19 protein-coding genes are annotated in these 20,893 nt (G+C 64.9%); 11 read left to right on the top strand and 8 right to left on the bottom strand.

Going from position 1 to position 20,893, the window contains the following annotated elements; translation table 11 throughout:
* The first annotated feature begins 11 nt into the window (after window positions 1–11).
* The 5 genes from O4220_RS15805 (at window position 12) to O4220_RS15785 (ending at window position 4,783) form a co-directional block, all read left to right on the top strand.
* Window positions 12–476, top strand: coding sequence for a Zn-ribbon domain-containing OB-fold protein (locus O4220_RS15805; protein WP_269605801.1), 465 nt, complete (start codon window positions 12–14; stop codon window positions 474–476).
* Window positions 473–1,612, top strand: coding sequence for a thiolase C-terminal domain-containing protein (locus O4220_RS15800; RefSeq protein ID WP_269605799.1), 1,140 nt, complete (start codon window positions 473–475; stop codon window positions 1,610–1,612). The genes O4220_RS15805 and O4220_RS15800 overlap by 4 nt, the downstream gene beginning before the upstream one ends.
* A 93-nt stretch (window positions 1,613–1,705) precedes the next feature.
* The gene (locus O4220_RS15795; protein WP_094609279.1) at window positions 1,706–2,311 is read left to right on the top strand and encodes a TetR/AcrR family transcriptional regulator; all 606 of its coding nucleotides are present in this window, start codon (window positions 1,706–1,708) and stop codon (window positions 2,309–2,311) included.
* 142 nt (window positions 2,312–2,453) lie between these two features.
* Window positions 2,454–3,287 carry an MBL fold metallo-hydrolase gene (locus O4220_RS15790; protein ID WP_269605795.1) on the top strand — a complete coding sequence of 278 codons (834 nt, stop codon included), beginning with the start codon at window positions 2,454–2,456 and terminating at the stop codon, window positions 3,285–3,287.
* A 68-nt stretch (window positions 3,288–3,355) separates the two neighbouring features.
* Entirely contained in the window at window positions 3,356–4,783 is a 1,428-nt protein-coding gene (locus O4220_RS15785; RefSeq protein ID WP_269605793.1) for an MFS transporter, read from the top strand.
* Window positions 4,784–4,867: 84 nt separating this feature from the next.
* Here O4220_RS15785 and leuA read toward each other — a convergent pair whose 3' ends face one another.
* Both leuA and O4220_RS15775 read right to left on the bottom strand, forming a co-directional pair.
* Window positions 4,868–6,679, bottom strand: a complete 1,812-nt coding sequence (gene leuA / locus O4220_RS15780) for a 2-isopropylmalate synthase (RefSeq protein WP_269605791.1) — start codon at window positions 6,677–6,679, stop codon at window positions 4,868–4,870.
* 151 nt (window positions 6,680–6,830) lie between these two features.
* Complete coding sequence (locus O4220_RS15775) at window positions 6,831–8,519, bottom strand: FUSC family protein (RefSeq protein ID WP_269605789.1); 1,689 nt, start codon at window positions 8,517–8,519, stop codon at window positions 6,831–6,833.
* A gap of 136 nt (window positions 8,520–8,655) precedes the next feature.
* On the opposite strand from O4220_RS15775, the gene O4220_RS15770 reads away from it, so the two are divergent.
* Window positions 8,656–9,921, top strand: a complete 1,266-nt coding sequence (locus tag O4220_RS15770; RefSeq protein WP_269605787.1) for an aspartate kinase — start codon at window positions 8,656–8,658, stop codon at window positions 9,919–9,921.
* Between the two features lie 3 nt (window positions 9,922–9,924).
* Window positions 9,925–10,947: an aspartate-semialdehyde dehydrogenase gene (locus O4220_RS15765; RefSeq protein WP_269605785.1), complete on the top strand. Its 1,023-nt coding sequence runs from the start codon at window positions 9,925–9,927 to the stop codon at window positions 10,945–10,947.
* 55 nt (window positions 10,948–11,002) lie between these two features.
* Here the strand turns inward: O4220_RS15765 and O4220_RS15760 are convergent, their stop codons facing one another.
* A complete protein-coding gene (locus O4220_RS15760) occupies window positions 11,003–12,073 on the bottom strand; it encodes an ABC transporter ATP-binding protein (protein WP_269605783.1) in 1,071 nt (356 codons plus the stop codon).
* Between the two features lie 117 nt (window positions 12,074–12,190).
* On the opposite strand from O4220_RS15760, the gene O4220_RS15755 reads away from it, so the two are divergent.
* The 3 genes from O4220_RS15755 (at window position 12,191) to O4220_RS15745 (ending at window position 16,296) form a co-directional block, all read left to right on the top strand.
* Entirely contained in the window at window positions 12,191–14,017 is a 1,827-nt protein-coding gene (locus tag O4220_RS15755) for a multicopper oxidase family protein (RefSeq protein WP_269605781.1), read from the top strand.
* Window positions 14,018–14,166: 149 nt separating this feature from the next.
* The gene (locus O4220_RS15750) at window positions 14,167–14,568 is read left to right on the top strand and encodes a DUF6855 family protein (protein ID WP_269605779.1); all 402 of its coding nucleotides are present in this window, start codon (window positions 14,167–14,169) and stop codon (window positions 14,566–14,568) included.
* Window positions 14,569–14,616: 48 nt separating this feature from the next.
* Window positions 14,617–16,296, top strand: coding sequence for an HNH endonuclease signature motif containing protein (locus O4220_RS15745; RefSeq protein ID WP_269605777.1), 1,680 nt, complete (start codon window positions 14,617–14,619; stop codon window positions 16,294–16,296).
* Between the two features lie 354 nt (window positions 16,297–16,650).
* Here O4220_RS15745 and O4220_RS15740 read toward each other — a convergent pair whose 3' ends face one another.
* The 3 genes from O4220_RS15740 to O4220_RS15730 are packed head-to-tail and all read right to left on the bottom strand — an operon-like array spanning window position 16,651 to window position 18,441.
* A complete protein-coding gene (locus O4220_RS15740; RefSeq protein WP_269605775.1) occupies window positions 16,651–17,535 on the bottom strand; it encodes a polysaccharide deacetylase family protein in 885 nt (294 codons plus the stop codon).
* A 49-nt stretch (window positions 17,536–17,584) separates the two neighbouring features.
* Window positions 17,585–17,863 carry a hypothetical protein gene (locus O4220_RS15735; protein ID WP_269605773.1) on the bottom strand — a complete coding sequence of 93 codons (279 nt, stop codon included), beginning with the start codon at window positions 17,861–17,863 and terminating at the stop codon, window positions 17,585–17,587.
* Window positions 17,860–18,441 (bottom strand): CGNR zinc finger domain-containing protein, encoded by a 582-nt coding sequence (locus O4220_RS15730; protein ID WP_269605771.1) that lies wholly within the window; start codon window positions 18,439–18,441, stop codon window positions 17,860–17,862. The genes O4220_RS15735 and O4220_RS15730 overlap by 4 nt, the downstream gene beginning before the upstream one ends.
* A 79-nt stretch (window positions 18,442–18,520) precedes the next feature.
* Here O4220_RS15730 and O4220_RS15725 point away from each other — a divergent pair, with 79 nt between their 5' ends.
* Window positions 18,521–19,693 (top strand): epoxide hydrolase family protein, encoded by a 1,173-nt coding sequence (locus O4220_RS15725; protein WP_269605769.1) that lies wholly within the window; start codon window positions 18,521–18,523, stop codon window positions 19,691–19,693.
* 42 nt (window positions 19,694–19,735) lie between these two features.
* Here the strand turns inward: O4220_RS15725 and O4220_RS15720 are convergent, their stop codons facing one another.
* Both O4220_RS15720 and O4220_RS15715 read right to left on the bottom strand, forming a co-directional pair.
* Window positions 19,736–20,047 (bottom strand): hypothetical protein, encoded by a 312-nt coding sequence (locus O4220_RS15720; RefSeq protein WP_269605767.1) that lies wholly within the window; start codon window positions 20,045–20,047, stop codon window positions 19,736–19,738.
* 62 nt (window positions 20,048–20,109) lie between these two features.
* Complete coding sequence (locus O4220_RS15715; RefSeq protein WP_269605765.1) at window positions 20,110–20,835, bottom strand: LpqN/LpqT family lipoprotein; 726 nt, start codon at window positions 20,833–20,835, stop codon at window positions 20,110–20,112.
* Window positions 20,836–20,893: the final 58 nt, after the last annotated feature.

Raw genomic sequence — 20,893 nt, 5'->3', positions numbered from 1 at the left:
AGCGACCGATCATGACCGGAACGATCGAAGAAATCCGAGGCAAGACCGAGGGGCTCAGGCGTCCGCGCGCGAAGATGGCACCGTCACCCACCCCCGAGACGAGACCGTACTGGGATGCGGCGGCGGACGGGCGCTTGTCCGTCCAGCGCTGCCGGGCGTGCTCCCACGTGTACTTCTATCCGCGAGACTTCTGCCCGGTGTGCAGCTCGGACCTCGTGGAGTGGATCGACTGCTCGGGCCGTGCGACCTTGTATTCCTACGTGATCGAACACAGGCCCGGGCCGGGGTTCGAGAGCGACGGTCCGTACGTCGTGGCCGTCGTTCAGCTCGAGGAAGGGCCGCGCATGATGACCAACATCGTCGGCGTCGAACCGCTTCCGGAAAGCCTGCCACTGGATATGGAGTTGACCGTGCAGTTCGAGCCGCGCGGTGAGATGTGGGTGCCCGTGTTCGCGCCTGCGGGAGCATCGGCATGAGCGGCGGGGTGGTCATCGTCGGAGCGGCGGAAACCGACGACATCGGAACTCTGCCGAACCACTCGACGATGAGGCTGCACACCGAGGCTGCACGTAATGCGTTACAGGACTGCGGAATCGACAAGAGCGAGGTCGACGGTATCGCGGGCGTATCGATGCCGGGACCGATCTCGGTTGCCCACAGTCTGGGGATCGAACCACGCTGGGTGGATACCACCAGCGTCGGAGGAACGTCGTTCCTCACGCATGTTCGGCATGCAGTGGCGGCACTCGAAGCCGGGCACTGCTCTGTCGTGCTGATCACCCACGGTGAATCCGGTCGATCACAGGTCGGTGCGCCTCGTTACACCCCCGATCCGGCTTCGGTCGTCGGACAGTTCGAGGCTCCCTATGGAGTGACCGGGCCACCGAGTAGATTCACCGTCCCGTTCCTCCGGTTCATGAAGGAGACCGGAACGCAGGCGCGGCATCTCGCAGATGTGGCAGTCGCGCAACGGAAGTGGGCTGCGATGAATCCACGCGCGAAGTTTCGTGACCCGATAACGGTCGACGATGTGCACAATTCTCCGGTCATCGCCTGGCCGTTCCACCTCCTCGAGTGCTGCTTGGTCACCGACGGCGGTGGCGCTCTGGTGCTGACCACCGAGGAACGGGCGAAGGATCTCGACGTTGCGGCGGTTCGTGTTCTGGGCACCGGTGAGGGTTACGAAGCCCCGGGTATATCGATGATGGAGGATTTCACCACGTTCAAAGGATTCAAGAATTCGGCGGCCGATGCGTTCCGTGCGGCGCAGATGACGCCCGCCGATATCGACCATCTGATGATCTACGACGCGTTCGCTCACTTGCCCCTCTACGGCCTGGAGGACCTGGGTTTCGTCGGGAGGGGAGAAGCGGGCGAGTTCGTCCGGGCGGGTCACACGTCCCCAGGTGGCGCGCTGCCGATGAACACCAACGGCGGTGGGTTGTCGTACACCCATACAGGGATGTACGGCATGTTCGCCATCATGGAGTCGGTCCGCCAACTACGTGGAACGGCTCCGGCGCAGGTGGCCGGTGTAGAGACGAGCTTGGTTCAGGGCAACGGTGGAATGTTCGCGGCAGGCTCGACCCTGATCCTCGCTGCGGCGGCCTGACGGAGGCGCGCAGGTTTCGGCTTGACCCGGCTCCAATTCTAGAATTACGCTTTACCCTCGGGCGGGCGAAGGCGAAGAGGATTGGTGGGGATCATGACCGAACGGGCCGGTTCGACGACGTGGCAGTGGAGCAAGACCGGCGAGACCCAGCGCAAGCTTCTCGATGCGGCCCAAGAGGTGTTCGCCGAGGCGGGTTTCGTCAATGCCAGCATTTCCGACATCGTCGAGCGGGCCGGATCGAGTACGGGCAGTTTGTACCACCACTTCGGCGGCAAATCCGAGCTGTTCACCGCGCTGTGGGATCGGCACAACACGGCGCACCTCGAACAGGTCAGGGCCTCGGTCATAGCCGAGCGTAGGGGCGGAACCACTGATCCACTCGATCTGTTCTGTGTCGGCGCACGCGCTTTCCTCAACGGGAGTTGGCAGCGCCGCGAAGTTGCATTGGTCTTCGTGGACAACGACGGGCCACCCGGCTTCGAGAAGCTTCGTAGGGACAATCGCATCGAGTGGATCAGGCAGAACTCGGCGCTGCTCGGTCCGGGTGACGACAGTGCGCAGCGAATTACTGTCGGGGTGTTGACCGACATCATCGTCGAATCGTCTCGCGAGGTGATTCTGAACTGTCGCACGAAGAAACAAGCAGGTGCCGTTGCCGATATCATGTGCAACCTGATTCGGAAGATCGCCTCCGAATAGATCTCGACCTCACAGCCCGGTGCGCAATTTCATTGCACACCGGGCTTTTTGGGCCTTCAGGCTCGATTGTCGTCTCGGTTCCGGCCGTTCGCGGGTGAATTAGAGAGTAAGATTCTAGAAGTTGCTTCTAGAGAGGGCGCGTATGTCTGGATCGAGTGGCGCGATACCTGTACCTGGTGTCGCCGTTCGGGTTGCACCCCGGGTCGAACGACTGCTGGCTCCCAATGCCGGGGCGTGGACCTTCGAGGGCACCAACACATGGTTGATCGGTGCACCCGATGCCATGCAGTGTGCGGTGATCGATCCGGGGCCGGCAGACGCGGCGCACCTGGATTCGATCGTCGCCGCGGCCGGCCGTCGGACGGTGACGGAAATCGTGCTGACGCACGGGCACAACGACCACGCAGACGGGGCGCACGCGCTCGCCGAGCGAACGAAGGCGACGGTGCTGGCGCAGCGTGCGGTGTTCGGGCGAACCCCGATCGAGCACCTGCAGCGAATTGTGTTGGCCGGCAACGTCTCGGCTCGTGTCCTGGGTACGCCCGGGCACACCCGGGATTCGGTGTGCCTGAGTTTGCCGGACGACGACGTGGTGCTGACCGGCGACACCCTGCTGGGCGCCGGCTCGCCGGTCGTTCACCCGGCGTTGCTTGCGGACATGCTCGAGAGCCTGTGCATGCTGGCCGAGATCGGCCACGGTGGATCGGTGATCGGACTGCCAGGGCACGGTCCGGTGATCACAGATCTGGAGGCCGCGGCACTGCATCGAGTTGCCGCACGACGACGACGTATCGAACAGGTTGCAGCTCTTCGTGATTCAGGCACGACGGAGATCGAGGATCTGGTTGCCGCCATGTACCGGCACATCGAGGACCCGGACGTGTTGAAAGCTGCGCACTCGTCCGTCGAGTCCATGGTCGTTTTTCTCGACTCGGGACTCGGTTCGGCCGCAACGGATTCGGGGCGCAGACGATGACGGCTCGGTCCGATACGGAATGCACGACACCACGGCCGGAGGCCGAACCGCGATCCGAGCGTCAGGTGATGCACGACGCGTGGAGAACGCTGTCGGTGGTTGCGTTCGCCAGCATGGTGTCGGGGATGTCGGGCAGCGCACTCAACGTTGCCTTGCCGACGGTCGTTCGCCACTTCGACGCGAGCAGTGTGGCGGCCAGCTGGATCTTGCTCGCGTACCTGTTGACCAACACCGTGCTTCTCGTTGCGTTCGGACGAATGGCCGACATGTTCGGCCGTCGAACCATGTATCTCACCGGCCTCGGCCTGTACACCACCGGCAGCATCTTGTGCGGTCTTGCCCCGAATGCGTGGTGGCTTGTCGCTTTTCGCGTATTACAGGCGGCGGGAGGTGCCATGTTGCTCACCAACAGTGCCGCACTGGTGACCGCAGCATTTCCTCGTCACAGACTCGGGGAAGGGATGGGCATCTACCTCGCGTCGTTCTCCATCGCGCAGTTGTGCGGACCCACGTTGGGTGGCTTGATCGCGCAGCAAGCGGGATGGCGCTGGGTGTTCTGGTTCAACGTTCCGATCGGAATTCTCTGTCTCGTCTGGGGTGCCATCGCGCTGAAGTCTCCGCCCCGTGGTGGTGCGAAAGGCTATTCGCTCGACCTGCGAGGCAACGCAATGATTCTCGTCGCGTTGACCAGTGGTTTGGCTGCGCTGTCGCAAGCTACGTCGCTGGGCTGGTCGCACCCACTCGTGGTCGGCGGTCTGGCAGTGGCCGTGGTGGTGGTACCGCTGTTTCTGTGGTTCGAGCGCCGTGTTCCCAACCCGCTCATCGATGTCGCTCTGTTCAAACACTGGCCGTTCGGATTCGGCCTCCTGGCGTCGTTCATGAACTCTATTTCGCAGAGCGGGATAGTGCTGCTCTTCGCCCTGTACTTCCAAGCCGTGTCGGGAGTCAGCCCACTCGAAGCCGGGCTGATGGTGCTGCCCGTCGCCGTCGCAGCGCTTGTGGCATCACTCGGATCCGGGCCGTTGCAGCGCAAGATTTCTGCGTCGTCGCTGTCCGTCGCCGGAAACATCCTGACGGTGTTCGCACTGCTGATACTCCTGGTGTCGACAACAGGGCGGATGCATTCCGCCGTCGTGCTGTCGGGGCTCGCGCTCGCAGGATTCGGATCCGGTCTGTTCATGCCATCGAACGCCACGGCCCTCATGCGTGATCTCCCCGACGAACGTCTCGGCATCGCCAACGCCATGCGCCTGCTGCTGCAGACCAGCGGATTCGTCGTCGGGACAGCGGTGATCCTGTCGGTAGTGACCAGCGCGATGCCCCTCGAGCTGCGCAAATTCGTGTTCGCGGGAACCGTCAGTGACGTGTCGGAAACCGCGGTGGATCAGCTCCTCACCGGATACGGCCGCACCCTCGGCGCGATGATCGTCATCGCATCCCTCACGGTAGCGGTGTCCATCGCGGCCAGGCATTCCAGAACAGTCGAGCAGCGCTGAGGCGCGGAACCGGACGCTGTGAGACTCGCGCACAGCGAAAAGCCGCCCACTCTTGACGAATGGGCGGCTTTTCGGTGGTTTAGGTCAGCGCAGCGCGCGGTTCACGGCCGAGACCACTGCCCGCAGTGACGCCGTGGTGATCGATGTCGCGATTCCGACGCCCCAGACGGTGGTGGCGACGCCCGCAGGCGAGGTCACCGAGGCTTCGACGTAGGCCGCAGCCTGGGCGTCGTCGCCCGCGGACATGGCGTGCTCGGAGTAGTCCAGGACGCTGACGTCGTATCCGATGGTGGACAGCGCGTCGACGAAGGAGGCGAGTGGACCGTTGCCGGATCCGGAGATCTCCTGCTCGACGCCGTCCACCTTGACCGTCGCGGTGATCGTGTCGGTTCCGCCGTCCACCTCAGCAGCCTGTACCGACTGCTTGATGCGCTCGAGCGGACGGATCGGCGTCAGGTACTCCTCGGCGAAGACGTCCCACATCTCCTTCGGCGAGACCTCGCCGCCCTCACCGTCGGTGATGCGCTGCACGGCCTGGGAGAACTCGATCTGCAGGCGACGCGGCAGGTTCAGTCCGTGATCGGACTTCATGATGTACGCGACGCCACCCTTGCCCGACTGCGAGTTGACGCGAATGACGGCCTCGTAGGTGCGACCGACGTCCTTGGGATCGACGGGCAGGTACGGCACCTGCCAGGTGACGTCGCCGATGTCCGTACCCTGCTCGTCCGCAGTGACTTTCATTGCATCGAGGCCCTTGTTGATGGCGTCCTGGTGGCTGCCGGAGAAGGCGGTGTAGACCAGGTCACCGCCGTACGGGTGACGCTCGGCGACGGGAAGTTGGTTGCAGTACTCCACGGTTCGGCGCACTTCGTCGATGTTGGAGAAGTCGATCTGCGGATCGACGCCGCGGGTGAACAGGTTCAGCCCCAGCGTGACGAGGCAGACGTTGCCGGTGCGCTCGCCGTTGCCGAACAGGCAGCCCTCGATGCGATCGGCACCGGCCTGGTAGCCGAGTTCTGCTGCGGCAACACCGGTTCCGCGGTCGTTGTGCGGGTGCAGCGACAGCACGATGCTGTCGCGGCGGTCGAGGTTGCGGCTCATCCACTCGATCGAGTCGGCGTAGACATTCGGTGTCGCCATCTCGACGGTGGCGGGCAGGTTCAGGATCAGAGGCTTCTCGGGCGTGGGATCGATGATCGCGGTGACCGCGTCGCACACCTCTTTGGCGTAGGAAAGTTCTGTGCCGGTGTAGGACTCGGGGGAGTACTCGTAGCGCCAATCGGTATCGGGGAACTTGGCAGCTTCCTCGAGAACCTTGCGGGCACCGTCGGTGGCAATCTTCTTGATGACATCACGATCGGCGCGGAACACCACTCGGCGCTGCAGGATCGACGTCGAGTTGTAGAAGTGCACGATGACGCTCCGGGCACCCTCACAGGCGACGAAGGTGCGCTCGATCAGCTCGGGACGGCACTGCGTCAGAACCTGGATGGTGACGTCGTCGGGGATAGCGCCGTCCTCGATGATCTCGCGGACGAAATCGAAGTCGGTCTGACTGGCCGACGGGAAGCCGACCTCGATCTGCTTGTAACCCATCCGAACGAGCAGATCGAACATGCGGCGCTTGCGGGCCGGGCTCATCGGGTCGATCAGAGCCTGGTTGCCGTCGCGCAGATCCACTGCACACCACTGGGGCGTCCGGTCGATGATCTTGTCCGGCCACGTGCGGTCGGGGAGGGTGATGGCTTCCACTTCCTCGGCGAACGGCCGATAACGGAACGTGGGCATCGAGGAGTTCTTCTGGGTGTTCCAGGCGGGCTGGTCGCTGGGCGCGGGCCGCGAGGGCGGGGTGATGGTGCGAGATCCCGAGGTGAATGCGTCGGCTGGTGACATGGTCTTCGTCTCTCCGTACAGATCAAAACAATGTGTTCGACCGGCGCAACGAACCCCGCGACGGGAAGCCAGTCTGGTCTCAGACCCCGTCGCGGCTGTTAAGAAGGAGAGCTCGCAGCATGGGCTGAGTGTACTACCGCAGCCCGACCGCCTACCCCAGGGTTCGGGAGTCGACTTTTTCGGCGACGGTGTCGTGCCTGCGCTGCCACTGATCGATGTCGTTCAGTCGTCCGACATCGGCCGAGGTCCAACACTGTGCGAGCAGTTCGTATCCGAGGTGATCGACCTCCGCATGGCGGGCCCACACGCGATGCGCCCAGCGGCGATCGTTGTGCGCCGCTTCGGCTCCCGCGAGCGCTGCACCGACCAGCTCGAACTGTACGTCCCTTCGCAGCGTCAGACTGGCTGCGGCCGTGACCTTCTCGGTTCGCAGTGTGGTCAACAATCGGGCGGTCAGGTCCAGAACCCGCCGATCCGACCACAGCAGTGCGCGTCGAAATGCGCCCGGCAACAACAACCACAGGGCCGCGAACGCGAGAGCAACCCCCACCGCGGTTTCGACCACCCGATCCACCACGATGCCGCCGAGCGGAGCTCCCGGATGCGAGAGGGTGCCCATCAACAACGCGAGCGGGGTGATGAACGTGACGGCGAGGCCGTAGTTGCGTGCCACGCTGATCTCGATCGCGAACTGCAGCACCATCAGCACCACGATCACGGCGAGACCGGTCAGCGGCGAGAGATAGATTGCGGAGAACAACACCACTCCGGCCAGCGTGCCTCCGAGTCGCTGCATTCCGCGGTACGACCCGTGGACGCGATCCGGCCCCTGCTGGAGCACCAGGACCGCGCCGAGGATCGCCCAATCCGGCCTGCTCAGGCCCAGCGCCACACTTATCCCGCCCGCGGCTGCCGCCGCGCAGAACACCCGGATCGCCGTGGACGCGGCGTGTGAATCTCGATGCAACGACCGCTTCAATCGATATCCGATGCCCGGACGAGCCAGCGGCAGCTGATCTCGTGGCGATTCCGCCTCGTTCTCGGGGTCCGGCACGGTACCGGCGCGGGCCGACGTGGCGGCCGCAAATGCGAGATGGGCGTCGAACAGGGTCTGTACCAGCGCGGGGCGCGGGGTCGAGCGCACCGATCCGGCCTCGTACACCGCGGCCCATGCCGCATGCAGACGGGAGGCGGCGGTGTGCCGATCGGCGACGGGGGCCGCCTGCGAATTCGTGTACTTCTCGATCGCGACCACCGCCGCACCGACCGCCGCCCGTTCGGGTCCCCTGGGATCCCGCACCACCCCGGACATCGCGACCACCAGCGCCGACGCGACGCCGACAGCCGCACAGACGGCGCCACGAGTCGCGCTGATGTCGGCGGCAGGGAGGTACGACGCCACCGCGCACACCAGTACGAAGAAGAAGGCCCCCGGCGGGCCGAGACGAAGCGCTGCCACGACGTAGACCGCGACGAGAGCGAGAACCGACAGCACGGCCACCGGAATCATCCGTGCCCACCCGGCCTCGTCGAAGTCGAGGGCGAGCTGCCCGGCCGTCGCGCCGAGCCACACCGAGGCCACCAGCGCGGCGCCTGCGATCAGTACTACCCACCAGCGCGATCGATAGGGGCGGCCCTCGCCGTAGATCACCGCGAAACTGCCCGAGACCACCAGTAGCGCCTCGGTGTGGAAGCCGAGCAGCCACGCCAGGATCGCCGGAACACCGAACGCCAGCGCCGAACGAAGACCACCCGGCCAGCGACGGCCGACAGCGGGCAGCCCGAAGAGCACCCGCAGACCTCGGGCCGGCGGTGGTGGGAGATGTTCTGGAACGGTCACTCGAACATGTTAAGGCAGGCGAGAGGCCCTAAAGTCCCAGCTCGGAGCTACCCGGCCCACTGCTCGGGGCATTCGCTCGGTAAGGTGACCCGCGGACAATCGAACGATTGTCGGCTATCCAGCGGAGGTAAAACGCGTGGCTCTCATCGTCCAGAAGTACGGTGGATCGTCGGTGGGGACCGCCGAACGTATCCGACGCGTCGCTGAACGAATCGTCGAGACCAAGAAGGCGGGCAACGACGTTGTCGTCGTCGTATCGGCCATGGGCGATACGACCGACGAACTGCTCGACCTGGCCCAGCAGGTGTGCCCGGCCCCGCCGGCGCGCGAGATGGACATGCTGCTCACCTCGGGTGAACGCATCTCCAACGCGCTTGTCGCGATGGCCATCCACTCGCTCGGTGCCGAGGCGCGGTCGTTCACCGGTTCCCAGGCAGGCGTCGTCACCACCAGCGTGCACGGCAACGCCAAGATCATCGACGTCACCCCCGGCCGCGTGCGCAGCGCGCTCGACGAAGGTTCGATCGTTCTGGTCGCCGGATTCCAGGGCGTCAGCCAGGACAGCAAGGACGTCACCACGCTCGGTCGTGGTGGCTCCGACACCACCGCCGTCGCGCTCGCCGCGGCATTGAACGCCGATGTCTGCGAGATCTACACCGACGTCGACGGCATCTTCACCGCCGACCCGCGCATCGTCCCCAACGCTCGACACCTCGAGACCGTCTCGTTCGAGGAGATGCTCGAAATGGCGGCTTGCGGCGCAAAGGTCCTGATGCTGCGCTGCGTCGAATATGCCCGTCGCTACAACGTTCCCGTACACGTGCGCTCGTCGTACACCACGAAACCCGGAACGATCGTCTCCGGATCTATGGAGGACATTCCAGTGGAAGAAGCAATTCTCACCGGCGTCGCACACGATCGCAGCGAGGCGAAGGTCACCGTCGTCGGTCTGCCCGACACCCCCGGCTATGCCGCCAAGGTCTTTCGCGCCGTCGCCGATTCCGAGATCAACATCGACATGGTGTTGCAGAACGTCTCCAAGATCGACACCGGCAAGACCGACATCACCTTCACCTGCCCCAAGGCCGACGGCCCGACGGCAGTGGAGAAGCTCACCAAGCTGCAGGGTGAGATCGGCTTCGCGCAGGTGCTCTACGACGACCACATCGGCAAGGTCTCGCTCGTCGGTGCCGGTATGAAGAGCCACCCCGGCGTCACTGCGACGTTCTGTGAGGCACTCGCCGACGCAGGCATCAACATCGATCTCATCAGCACCTCCGAGATCCGTATCTCGGTGCTGTGCAGCGACACCCAGCTCGACGACGCCGTACGCGCGCTGCACGCAGCCTTCGATCTGGGCGGCGACGAAGAAGCCGTAGTACACGCGGGAACAGGACGATAGAAGATGACCACAGTTGCAGTAGTCGGAGCCACCGGCCAGGTCGGTGCCGTCATGCGAACCCTGTTGGAGGAGCGCAACTTTCCCGCCGACACCGTTCGATTCTTCGCCTCCGCACGCTCGGCGGGCAAGAAGCTGCCGTTCCGCGGCGAGGAGATCATTGTCGAGGATGCCTCCACCGCCGACCTCACTGGCATCGACATCGCGCTGTTCTCGGCCGGTGCCACGCTCTCGCGTGAGCAGGCACCGCGCTTCGCGGCAGCCGGCGCGGTCGTCATCGACAACTCGTCCGCGTTCCGCAAGGACGCCGACGTGCCGTTGGTGGTCAGTGAAGTGAACCCCGAGGCGGCGAAGAACCCGCCCCGCGGCATCATCGCCAACCCCAACTGCACCACCATGGCGGCCATGCCGGTGCTCAAGGTGCTGCACGACGAAGCCGGCTTGCAGCGACTGATCGTCTCGAGCTACCAGGCCGTCTCCGGTAGCGGCCTCGCCGGCGTCGAGGAACTCGCCACCCAGGCGCGCGCCGTCATCGGCGACGTCGAAAAGCTGGTGCACGACGGTTCGTCGGTCGATTTCCCGGCCCCGAACAAGTACGTCGCGCCCATCGCCTTCAATGTCCTGCCCCTGGCCGGAGCATTGGTGGACGACGGATCGGGCGAGACCGACGAGGACCAGAAGCTGCGCAACGAATCGCGCAAGATCCTCGGGCTGCCCGACCTGCTGGTGAGCGGAACCTGCGTGCGCGTGCCGGTGTTCACCGGGCACTCGCTGTCGATCAACGCCGAGTTCGGTTCACCGTTGTCGGTCGAGCGGGCCCGCGAACTGCTGGCATCCGCACCGGGTGTCTCGCTGGTCGACGTCCCGACCCCGCTCGACGCCGCAGGCAAGGACGAATCCCTCGTCGGCCGCATCCGTCAGGATCCGGGCGTTCCCGAGGGCCGCGGACTGGCCCTGTTCGTCTCGGGCGACAACCTGCGCAAGGGTGCCGCGCTCAACACCATTCAGATCGCCGAGCTGCTGGTCTGAGGTCGTGCGTGTTGTGCGTAGCCGGAGCGACGCACAACACGCACGACGGGGGTGATCAGTTCAGGCGAAGGCCTTCGGTGGAGGCGTCGAAGATGTGTGCGTGCGCGTCGTCGATGCGGACGTGGACGCGGTCGCCCTTCTCGGGTGGGCTGCGCCAATCGGCCGGAGCGACAATGGTTTCGGACTTCCCATTGATGTCCGCTCGTCCGAACACGAATGCCTCGGAACCGAGCTCTTCGACAACGTCGATCTCGAGGGCAATTCCGCTGTCGGCAATCTCGATGTGCTCGGGCCGAATGCCGAACATCACCTCGGTCGCAGAACCGAGGGTCTGACGCGGCACCGGAATCACCTGATCGGCCAGACGGACACCGCCGTCGGTGACCGGGGCGCGGAACAGGTTCATCGACGGTGAGCCCATGAACCCGGCGACGAACGCATTGACCGGGGTCCGGTACAGCTCGCGCGGTGTGGCGCACTGTTGCAGCACACCACCTTTGAGCACGGCGACGCGATCGCCCATCGTCATGGCCTCGACCTGATCGTGGGTGACATAGACCGTCGTCGTACCGAGCCGGCGCTGCAACTGCGCGATCTGCGTGCGCGTCTGGACCCTCAGTTTGGCGTCGAGGTTGCTCAGCGGCTCGTCCATCAGGAACACCTGCGGCTGCCGAACGATGGCGCGGCCCATGGCAACTCGCTGCCGCTGGCCGCCGGAGAGGGCCTTCGGCTTGCGGTCGAGGTACGGCTCCAGGTCGAGCAGCTTCGCGGCCTCCTCGACGCGAGTACGAATGTCTTCCTTGTTAGCCTTCGCCAGCTTGAGCGCGAACCCCATGTTCTCGGCGACGGTCATGTGCGGGTACAGCGCGTAGTTCTGGAACACCATCGCGATGTCGCGATCCTTGGGTTCGGAATTGGTGACGTCCTTGCCGCCGATGAGGATGCGACCGGAATTGACCTCTTCGAGCCCGGCGAGCATCCGGAGCGACGTCGATTTGCCGCAGCCGGAGGGGCCGACCAGGACGAGGAACTCACCGTCCTCGATGTGCAGGTCGAGCTCGTTCACCGCAGGGGTGTCGGAGCCGGGAAAAAGCCTGGTCGTGCGCTCGAACGAGATTGTTGCCATGACGAAATAGATCCCTCCACCGGCAGGAACGTGCCGGACGATCCGAGTGTGGGGTGACGGCGGGAGCCGACCAGCACATAGTATGGGCCCAATCACAACCAGGAGGAAGGTGGCCGGGTGAGCGGCGCTGTATCCAGACGAACCGCCCTACGCGGGCTGGCGGCCGCCGCAGTGGCCGCGGGTGCAGCAGCACTACCGGTGGCCTCGACGACGCGTCGAGCACTGGCCGACGACTTCCTCCGTGGGCAGAGCCCGCTGCTGTTCCATTCGCCGCCGCTGACGCCGTTCCGCGACGAACTGCCGCGATTGCCGCTCATCAGCGGAACCGAGGTGAGCTTGGACGCGCACAGCGCCACCCACGCATTCCACGCCGATCTGCGACCCGGTCCTACGTTCGGCTACGGCCAGTGCGACTACCTCGGGCCCACCATCGAGTCTCAGCAAGGCCAGCCCTGGACGCTGAAGTACTCGAACACCACCGCGGGGAATCCGCTCGCCGCCGACATCGACACCTCGCTGCATGGCATGACCGAGATGGATCGCACGATGACGCCGACGTCGCTGCACCTGCACGGTGCCATCACCGAGCCGGCGAGCGACGGGCACTCCGAGATGCTGGTGCGCCCGGGTGAGTCGATGACGCACAACTTCTCGGGTCTGAACGACTCCGCCGGACTCTGGTACCACGACCACGCCATGTCGATGACGCGCATCAACGTCTACGCGGGCCTGCTCGGGATGAACCTCGTCCGTGATCGGTGGGACACCGGCACATCCGACAACGCCCTGGGTCTACCCTCGGGCGAATTCGAGTTGCCGTTGGTTCTGCAGGAAAAGATCATGAACCCGGACGGCAGCATGAGTATCCGCTCCAACATCACTGTGCCGCAGGGCAAGTGGGAAGGCGGCGGTACCGGAGACGTGGGGGTCGTCAACGGCAAGATCTGGCCGACGATGGAAGTCGCCCGCGGCATGTACCGGCTGCGACTGGTCAACGCCGGGTCGTACAGTGTGTGGAACCTGTTCTTCACCAACAGACTTCGCTTCTGGGTCATCGGTAACGACGGTGGATTGCTCGACGCCCCGGTGGAAACCACCAGCATCCGACTCGCGCCGGCCGAACGCGCCGACATCCTCGTCGACTTCGGTGCAGTAGAGCCGGGCGCACTGATCGAGCTGCTCAACGACGAGCCGCCGCCGGCGCAGGCCGCGTCGCTCGGAGCCGTCCCGATGCCGATGTTCTGCCAGTTCCGCGTCGTGTCCGCGGCGGGGTTCCGGGGCGGTATGCCGTCGTTGCTGCGCGGAGGAAAGGGGCAGCCGGATCTGTTGCCCGCGTTGCCGACCCCCACCTTCACCCGCACCGTCACCGTGAACCAGCCCTCCGGTGGGTTGAACCTGGACATGACGCTGATGAACCTGAACAACCTGCGGTACTCGGACCCGGATATCGAGATGCCGAAGCAGGGCACCGTGGAGATGTGGAACATCGTCAACACGACGGTCGAGCCGCACCCGATTCACTTGCACCTGGCGCACTTTCGGACGCTGGGACGTATCCCCATCGACCTCGCGGCGTACCAACGCGACTTTCCCAGGCCGACGTTCGGCACCAAATGGGCTCCGCCGGTGGAGAAGTTCCTCACCGGGCCCTCTGTGCCGCCGGCCACCTGGGAAGCCGGGTGGAAGGACACCGTCAACACGTACCCGGGCACCGTCACCCAGATCCTGGTCCGATTCCCGACGGCCGACGAACTCGGCTTCGATCCCGACGCCACCTTCGCAGGCCCTGCCGCGCATCACGGAGGTGGTGATATGAGCGGCCACGATATGGGCGGTCATGACATGGGCGGGTCGAGCGAGCTGCAGGGGTACATGTGGCACTGCCACATGCTCGACCACGAGGACCACGAAATGATGCTGCGGTACCGCACTGTCGCTCCGTGACCCACGTACCCGAGCCTGTCCGGGGGTCGGGCGCTGGTTGCGTTCACCGTCCGGTCGGCCCACACTGACCGTGCCGTGTAAGGCAATCACCGTGCTCGGTCGATCTTTCTGCCCATCGGCCGACTGCGACAACCGAACGGACCCAAGCCATGACCAGCGGAACGAAATCCGACCCTTGGGCCCTCACCACCGCCCCCGGCACCTCGGCGTACAGCATGTACCGCGATCCCGACCACGAGCCACCTGCCCTCGTGTGCCAGGTGGGGTCGACGACCTTGCGATACCGCATCGAGGCAATCGAAGACCTGCACGGTTGGCTCACCGAACGCGCCGACTGGGTATTGCTCGGTGCTGCGGACGAAAAGAAGCCGGCTGCTCCTGACACGGTCGAAGCGTGGGGGCGTTCGCCCGACAATCCGGTCGGCGGTTGGTACGGACTCAGGAACGGATACCGCGGCAGGTTCGGGATGTACCTGCCGCCAGTACTCGAAGAGCTGGGCCTTGCCGAACTGACCCACAATGCGCGGAACAACAGCATGCGCGCGCTGTAGCGGAGTCATCGAAAAAGTCTGTCGGTGGGTGGGTATAGCTTTCGTGGGGTGAAGACATGGGGGGATGTGTTCGGGCTCGGGAACCAGGAATTGGTCTCCGAGCTCGCTGACGTGACCTCCCTCGAAAATGCACTCGCCGCAACCAGATTGACGTTGCTTGCCGAGATCGACCGACGCGGATTGGCGATGAAACTCGGGCACTCGTCCGTCACCCGTTGGTACGCCCGATCGGTCCGGATCACCGACGGATCAGCGGCCCGCCAGAACGCACTGGGATACTGGTTGCACGATCACCACACTGTGCTCGCTGCCCTCGCCGATGGTCGGATCCACGCCGCACACGCGTCGGCGATCGCCGAGGGTTACGACGTCGTGCTGGTGGCCGACCCGACGTTGGGCGAGGATCGACGCGCGGCCGTCGTCGCCGAACTCCTCGAGACTGCGCTGCGCAGCACCGCCGGTCAGGTCACCTCGCGTGCACAGGCCTTGGCGCATTCCGCGGCGGACGATGCTCGTGCTCGTCACGAGAAGGCGGAGAAGGAACGACGCGACCGGGAACGTGAAGACGCCAGCCGATCTCGCGATGCAGCCAGGGCCGGCGACGACGGCTGTGACCGTGATGTACGTGGCGGTGATGCAGGTGGCGGTGAGGAAGGTGGCGACGCCGGTCCCGAACCTGCTGGGCCGCAACCGCATCCGCCGGGACCACCGCCGGTACCGGTGTCGGAGAACCCGGACCTGAACCGATTCGACGTGCATCCCCTTGCCAACGGCCGCTACCAGGTCGGCGGTGACGTCGACCGACTATTGGCCGAGAAACTTCTCACCGCCCTGTCGCAGTTGACGGCACCGCGGCCAGGTCCCGGTGGCGTACGCGACCCACGCAGCCCGTCGAAGCGCCGCGCCGATGCACTCGATCAGATCCTCGACCGGCACCTTCGCGGCAGCAGCCGCGGGACGGCGGGCGGGTCGCGGGCGTCGGTGCACCTGATCGTTCCGCTACGAGACTTGCTCGCCGACGGCGGCAAGGAGCAAACCGGAAGCGCAACAACGGATTCGACGGGAACCGGTGCAGTCGCCGAGAGTGCTTCGAGCGGCGGCGCCGACCGCCACGGCGTCGATACCGGCGACGACTCTGCGCGTCACGAAAACAACGACAACAGCGGTGGCACTGGCGCGCGTCCTGATGGCGCTGCCCGAGGCGATACCGACGCTCGCGGCGGAGCACCAACCGGTGGTGATTCTGCCGGTAGCGACAGCGCGTGGCAGAAATCTGTCCCCGAGCCGGGCGACGCCGACTGGCCGTTCCACTTCGAGTGGACCGGCCCGATCAGTCGTTCCCTCGCCGAGCTCGTCGCCTGCGACGCCGACCTGACCCCGGTCATCGTCGACGACCACGGCGTTCCGCTCGCGCTCGGGCGCACCACCAGACTCGCCAGCGACGATCAACGCATCGCCCTGACCATCCGCGATACCTGCTGCGTGATGTGTGGCCGCCCCGCGCAGTGGTGCCAGGCCCACCACGTGAAGTTCTGGGAAGACGGCGGCGCAACCGATCTGAACAACCTCGCGTTGGTGTGCGGGGAATGCCACCGCCTCGTCCACCACGGCGACTGGCAACTGATCATGGGCGAGGACGGACACCCGTACGCCATCCCACCCGAATCCGTCGACCCCAGAGGACAACCCATCCCCACCTACCACCGACGAAAGCGACGCGCAGCCTGATTACACCGGTCGCTCCACTCGACCGCCCAGGCAATTCCCATGCGAGCCCTTCGCCGGCCGTGTGGCCATCGGCCTGGGCTTCGTCGTGCGGCCTCCCCGTGAGCACGGTGCTGTCGATGAGCACGGACGGGCCAGGAATCGCTTGTGCCTGCGGTTCTCTCGCTCACCCGAGCGCCATCGCCGGGCTGTCTTCCGCGGGGCACGACCGGAATGCATGGTCACTCGGGCCAATGCCGCGTCGACCAGAGAACTGAGCACCTCGCCAATCGGTGGCCGCTCACGGGACTAGGTCGCTCGCCGGAGCAGCGGTGGACAGTCCGTCGTATACCCGTCGCTCAGGGGTCGACGACAGACCTAGGGCGGAGGTACCAGCCCTCGATAGTGCGCCGCGATGTCGCCCGGAGTGGTGAACCAGACGCCGTCACCGTTGGCGGTCATATGCTTCAGAGCCGCGCGGAACCGTCGGAGACGATAGGGCTGTCCGGTGAGGAAGGTGTGCAGGGAGATCGCCAGCACTACCGGTTGGCGGATCGAGTTTTCCTTCAGTTCGTCGAAGCTGTCGATGATGTTGTGCTCGAACGTTTCTGCGGTCTGATGGTGATGGACGAACACCGGCAGATCGTTGACCTCGTGCGGGTACGGGACGCTCAGCAATGGGACGCCGCGGGTCTCCAGCCACACGGGTTGATCGTCGATCGGCCAATCCAAGGTGTACTCGTAACCACGTTCGGCGAGCAGGTCTTCGGTCACGCGGCTGGGGTTGGCCCCAGGGCTCATCCACCCGCGAGGCGGCGAGCCTTCGTGACGCGCGATAGCGATGGTCACCTCGTCGATCGAGCGGCGCTCGGCGTCCTCGGCCAGGTCGTTCGGTTGGACGGCATTGGTTCTGCCGTGCCCGACGATCTCGGCATCGAGCCCACGGAAAGCGTCGACCAGCCGTGGGGCATGCTCGTACACCTCGGTGTTCACGAGGAGGGTCGGGCGAAATCCGTTCTGCTGCAACGTCTCTGCGATCCGAAAACCACCCACGCGGTTCCCGTACTCACGCCAGCCCCAGTTGTAGGTGTTGGGCTGATCCATCGCGGGCGTGTATCCGAGGCCGGGTTCGCCGTCGTCGTAGGGAAAGTGTTCGCAGTTGACGGCGATGTACACGGCGAGGCGCGCGCCACCCGGCCACTCGAATTGTGGCCGATCGACGATGGGGGAGAAGTCGAAGCGTCCGTGGGAGGCGAGAGGCATAGCGACAGAATTGCCCGCGGCTCGTCGGCGCAAACTGCTGCGATACCCATCAACTCCTGTGAATCGAAGCCTCGACCACGTGTGCGATGTCCGGATTCCGCAGCTCGAACACCTCGAACAGTCCGATTGCCGCTAGCTGGGGTGCAAGATCTTCCAGCGTTGCCAACAGTTCTCGGTGGGCCTCGGTGCCCGGTTCGGCGTCATCGAGGGCTCGCGCGTTGGCCACGAACGCCGCGACGGTGCCTTTGCGAATCTCGAGTCCATCGAACGACGCTCTCTCTGCCCCGTCGGGCAGAACATCCTCGGGACGTACCGCATGGCTGCTCACTGTTCTCGGCTCTTCCTGTGTTCGCGCTGCTGATTGGCAACGAACCGCGCCTTTTTCTGACGGTTCCCGCACGTGTTCATGTCGCACCACTTGCGGCTACGGCTCTGGCTGGTGTCGAAGAACGCGGCTCGGCAGGTGGGCGATGCGCACAGTGCCAACTTTCCGTCCCGCTCGCCGGCGATGATGCTGATGGCGTCGGCAGCGATGACCCCCAGGGCGTCCTCGACGGCTGACTCCGAGTTCAACGTCCATCGGCTTGTGCCCTCTGACGTCAGGACCAACGACGCGTTGCCGCGGACGCTGTGGTCGTTGACGACCCGGATGGCCGACGTGGGCAGAGCCTCGTGGCCCGCTGCCGCCGTCGCGGCGAGGTGTATCGCCTCTCGCAGTTCCAGGGCCAGGTCCAGTTGGGCCGCGGTGCAGGTGTCCACGGAGAGCCCGTTCAGTGCCAACCAGTCGACGAACCGATGCGGCACCGGGATTCGCTCCACCGGGTCGCCGCGTCGCTCGGTCAATGTCCCGGTGAACGCGGTGGACAGCACGCTACCGGGGCGAAACTCGGGGAACTCGGCAGCCATGGGAACCAGCTTAGCCGGTTGCGCAGAGGTCACCTCGAGATGTAGAACTGGCTGAGCCGGTTCCAATCAAGGAGACCCCATGACGACACTCAACTCCACGCAGGTGCATGCATTCGAGTTCCGGGCGTCCGACGCGGACCTCGACGATCTACGTGCGCGATTGAAGGCTGCACGCCTTCCGGAAGCAGAGACGGTGTCGTCCGGCGTGAGCCGATGGGAGCAAGGCGTCCCTCTGGCCGACCTCGCGGAGGTCGTCGACCACTGGCGCACCGGCTACGACTGGCGGAAGTTCGAGCGACGCCTCGACGCGATCGGACAGTTCCGCACGGTCATCGACGGTCTGGGAATCCACTTCTTGCACTGCCCGTCCACGCGCATGGATGCCGTTCCGCTGATCATGACGCACGGCTGGCCGGGCAGCATCGCGGAGTTCGTCGATACAGCGGGCGCTCTTGCGAATCCCGATGATCCAGGCTCGCCTGCGTTCCACGTCGTAATTCCCTCGCTGCCGGGGTTCGGCTTCAGCGACAAGCCGAGCACGACCGGATGGGGAACCGAGAAGATCGCGGCCGCGTGGGTCGAGTTGATGCACAGGCTGGGTTACGACCGGTTTCTGGCCCACGGAGGCGACTGGGGAGGCGTGATCACCACGATCCTCGGTGGCCGGTTTCCGGGGAAGGTCCTCGGCATTCACACGACGCTCGCGCAGGCACCACCGGGGATGACGACGGAACTGCTCACGGCCGACGAGCGCAGGTGGACCGAGGACTCCGAGAATTTCCGTCGGAATCACTGTGCGTACGCGAAACAACAGGCGACCCGGCCGCAAACGATCGGGTACTCACTCGTCGACTCCCCGGTGGGTTTGCTCGCCTGGATCCTCGACAAGTTCGCCGAGTGGACGGATACCGTGGACAGCCCGTTCGGTGTGATCTCCAGGGACCGGCTGCTGGACAACGTGACCCTGTACTGGCTCACGCGCTCCGGAGCGTCGTCGGCTCGGATCTACTACGAGAGCCACAACTCCCTCGACCCGGACCTTCGGGTCGATGTTCCCGCGGCGATCACCACGTATCCGCGCGATATCGAGAAGAATCCTCGGCCGTGGGCTCAGGAGCGCTTCCGGCCGATCGTTCGATGGAAGGCTCCCGAGAGTGGGGGGCACTTTCCTTCGCTGGAAGATCCCACCCACTTCGTCAGGGATCTGCAAGAGGGCTTCGCCGCCGTACTTTCGGCCGCGGGTATTCGATGAAACAAGCTACCGAGCAATGATATTCGGCAGTAGACGATCGTGTCAGGGAAGCCGCCGAGCTTGTGCTCGTGCGTAGTCCTCGGGGTGGTTCTTCTTCTGATTCACGCGGACGGGGTAGAGCAGCAGCCAGAACGCGAAGAAGCACACGGCACGGATGATCACCCACACGAACCACACCGGCCACACGACGAGCAGCCCCAGCTGAAGTATCTGTTTCAGCACCACGGGTGTGCCGTTCGCCAGCGCCAGCCAGCGCAGTGGATTCAGCTTGCGGAGAAAGCGTTTGGGCTCCGAATACGGCTCGTCGGGTCCGATGCTCAGTGGTGAGACAGTGCTCGGCGGTGCTGTGGACATTGGCAAACCTGTCTCACGGTGATCGGAGCATTCCAGCTCCGATCACCGTGCTCGGCAACGAATTACGGGGTGATGACGGTCTGGTCGTCCACCTGGGTGGTGGCGTCGACCAGTAGGTCGAACTGATCGACGCTGCCGTCGACGTTGATCTGCAGGATGTAGTAGCCGTCCTGCCCGGTGATGATCGCGGTCTTCTGCGCCGACACCAGTTCGGCCCCTGTCTCGTCGACGTAGGTTCCGGCGATTTGGTAGGCCGGGAAGCCCGACAGTGTCGAGACCGCACCCTCACCGGATGGAGTGAACTGAGGAAGGTTCATCAATTCGCCCGGGGCATAGTCGATGATGGCCTGAGGATCGACGTCGCCTTCGAGCTTGGAGACGATGGCGATCATGCTCGGGGTACGTTCGTCGGCGGCGACCTCCGGGTAGATGATCGCGCCGTAGGCCCACTCGGGGGTCTGTTCGGCCGCGTCCACCCAGCCCTCCGGGATGGCCAGGTTGATGGTGGGCGCGGTGGGATCGTCACGGGTGACGGGGATTTCGGTCAGGCCCGCGTCGACGATGTAGTCGGCGATGGTGGGGTTGGGGCCGGCGGGGGCTTCGGTGGTGGTGGCGGGTGCCAGCTTCTTCACCGTTGTGGTCGCGGCTGCCTCCGTGGTCGTGGTTGCGGCTGCCGAGGTTGTGGCCGTTGCGGTGTCGGAGCTACTGCTGCATCCGGCGGCGGTGAGCCCGAGTATCACCACGGCAGCGCATGCGGCCCCACGAACACCAGTAGTAGAGAGTGTCATCGGTCCTCTTTCGTTCGGATACAGCATTCAGGTGGCTACAGCAGGGATCGAACCGACC

It is taken from the genome of Rhodococcus ruber, from assembly GCF_027270735.1.
Taxonomy (GTDB): Bacteria; Actinomycetota; Actinomycetes; order Mycobacteriales; family Mycobacteriaceae; genus Rhodococcoides; species Rhodococcoides rubrum_A.
This window is presented reverse-complemented; position numbering and strand designations above follow the sequence as displayed.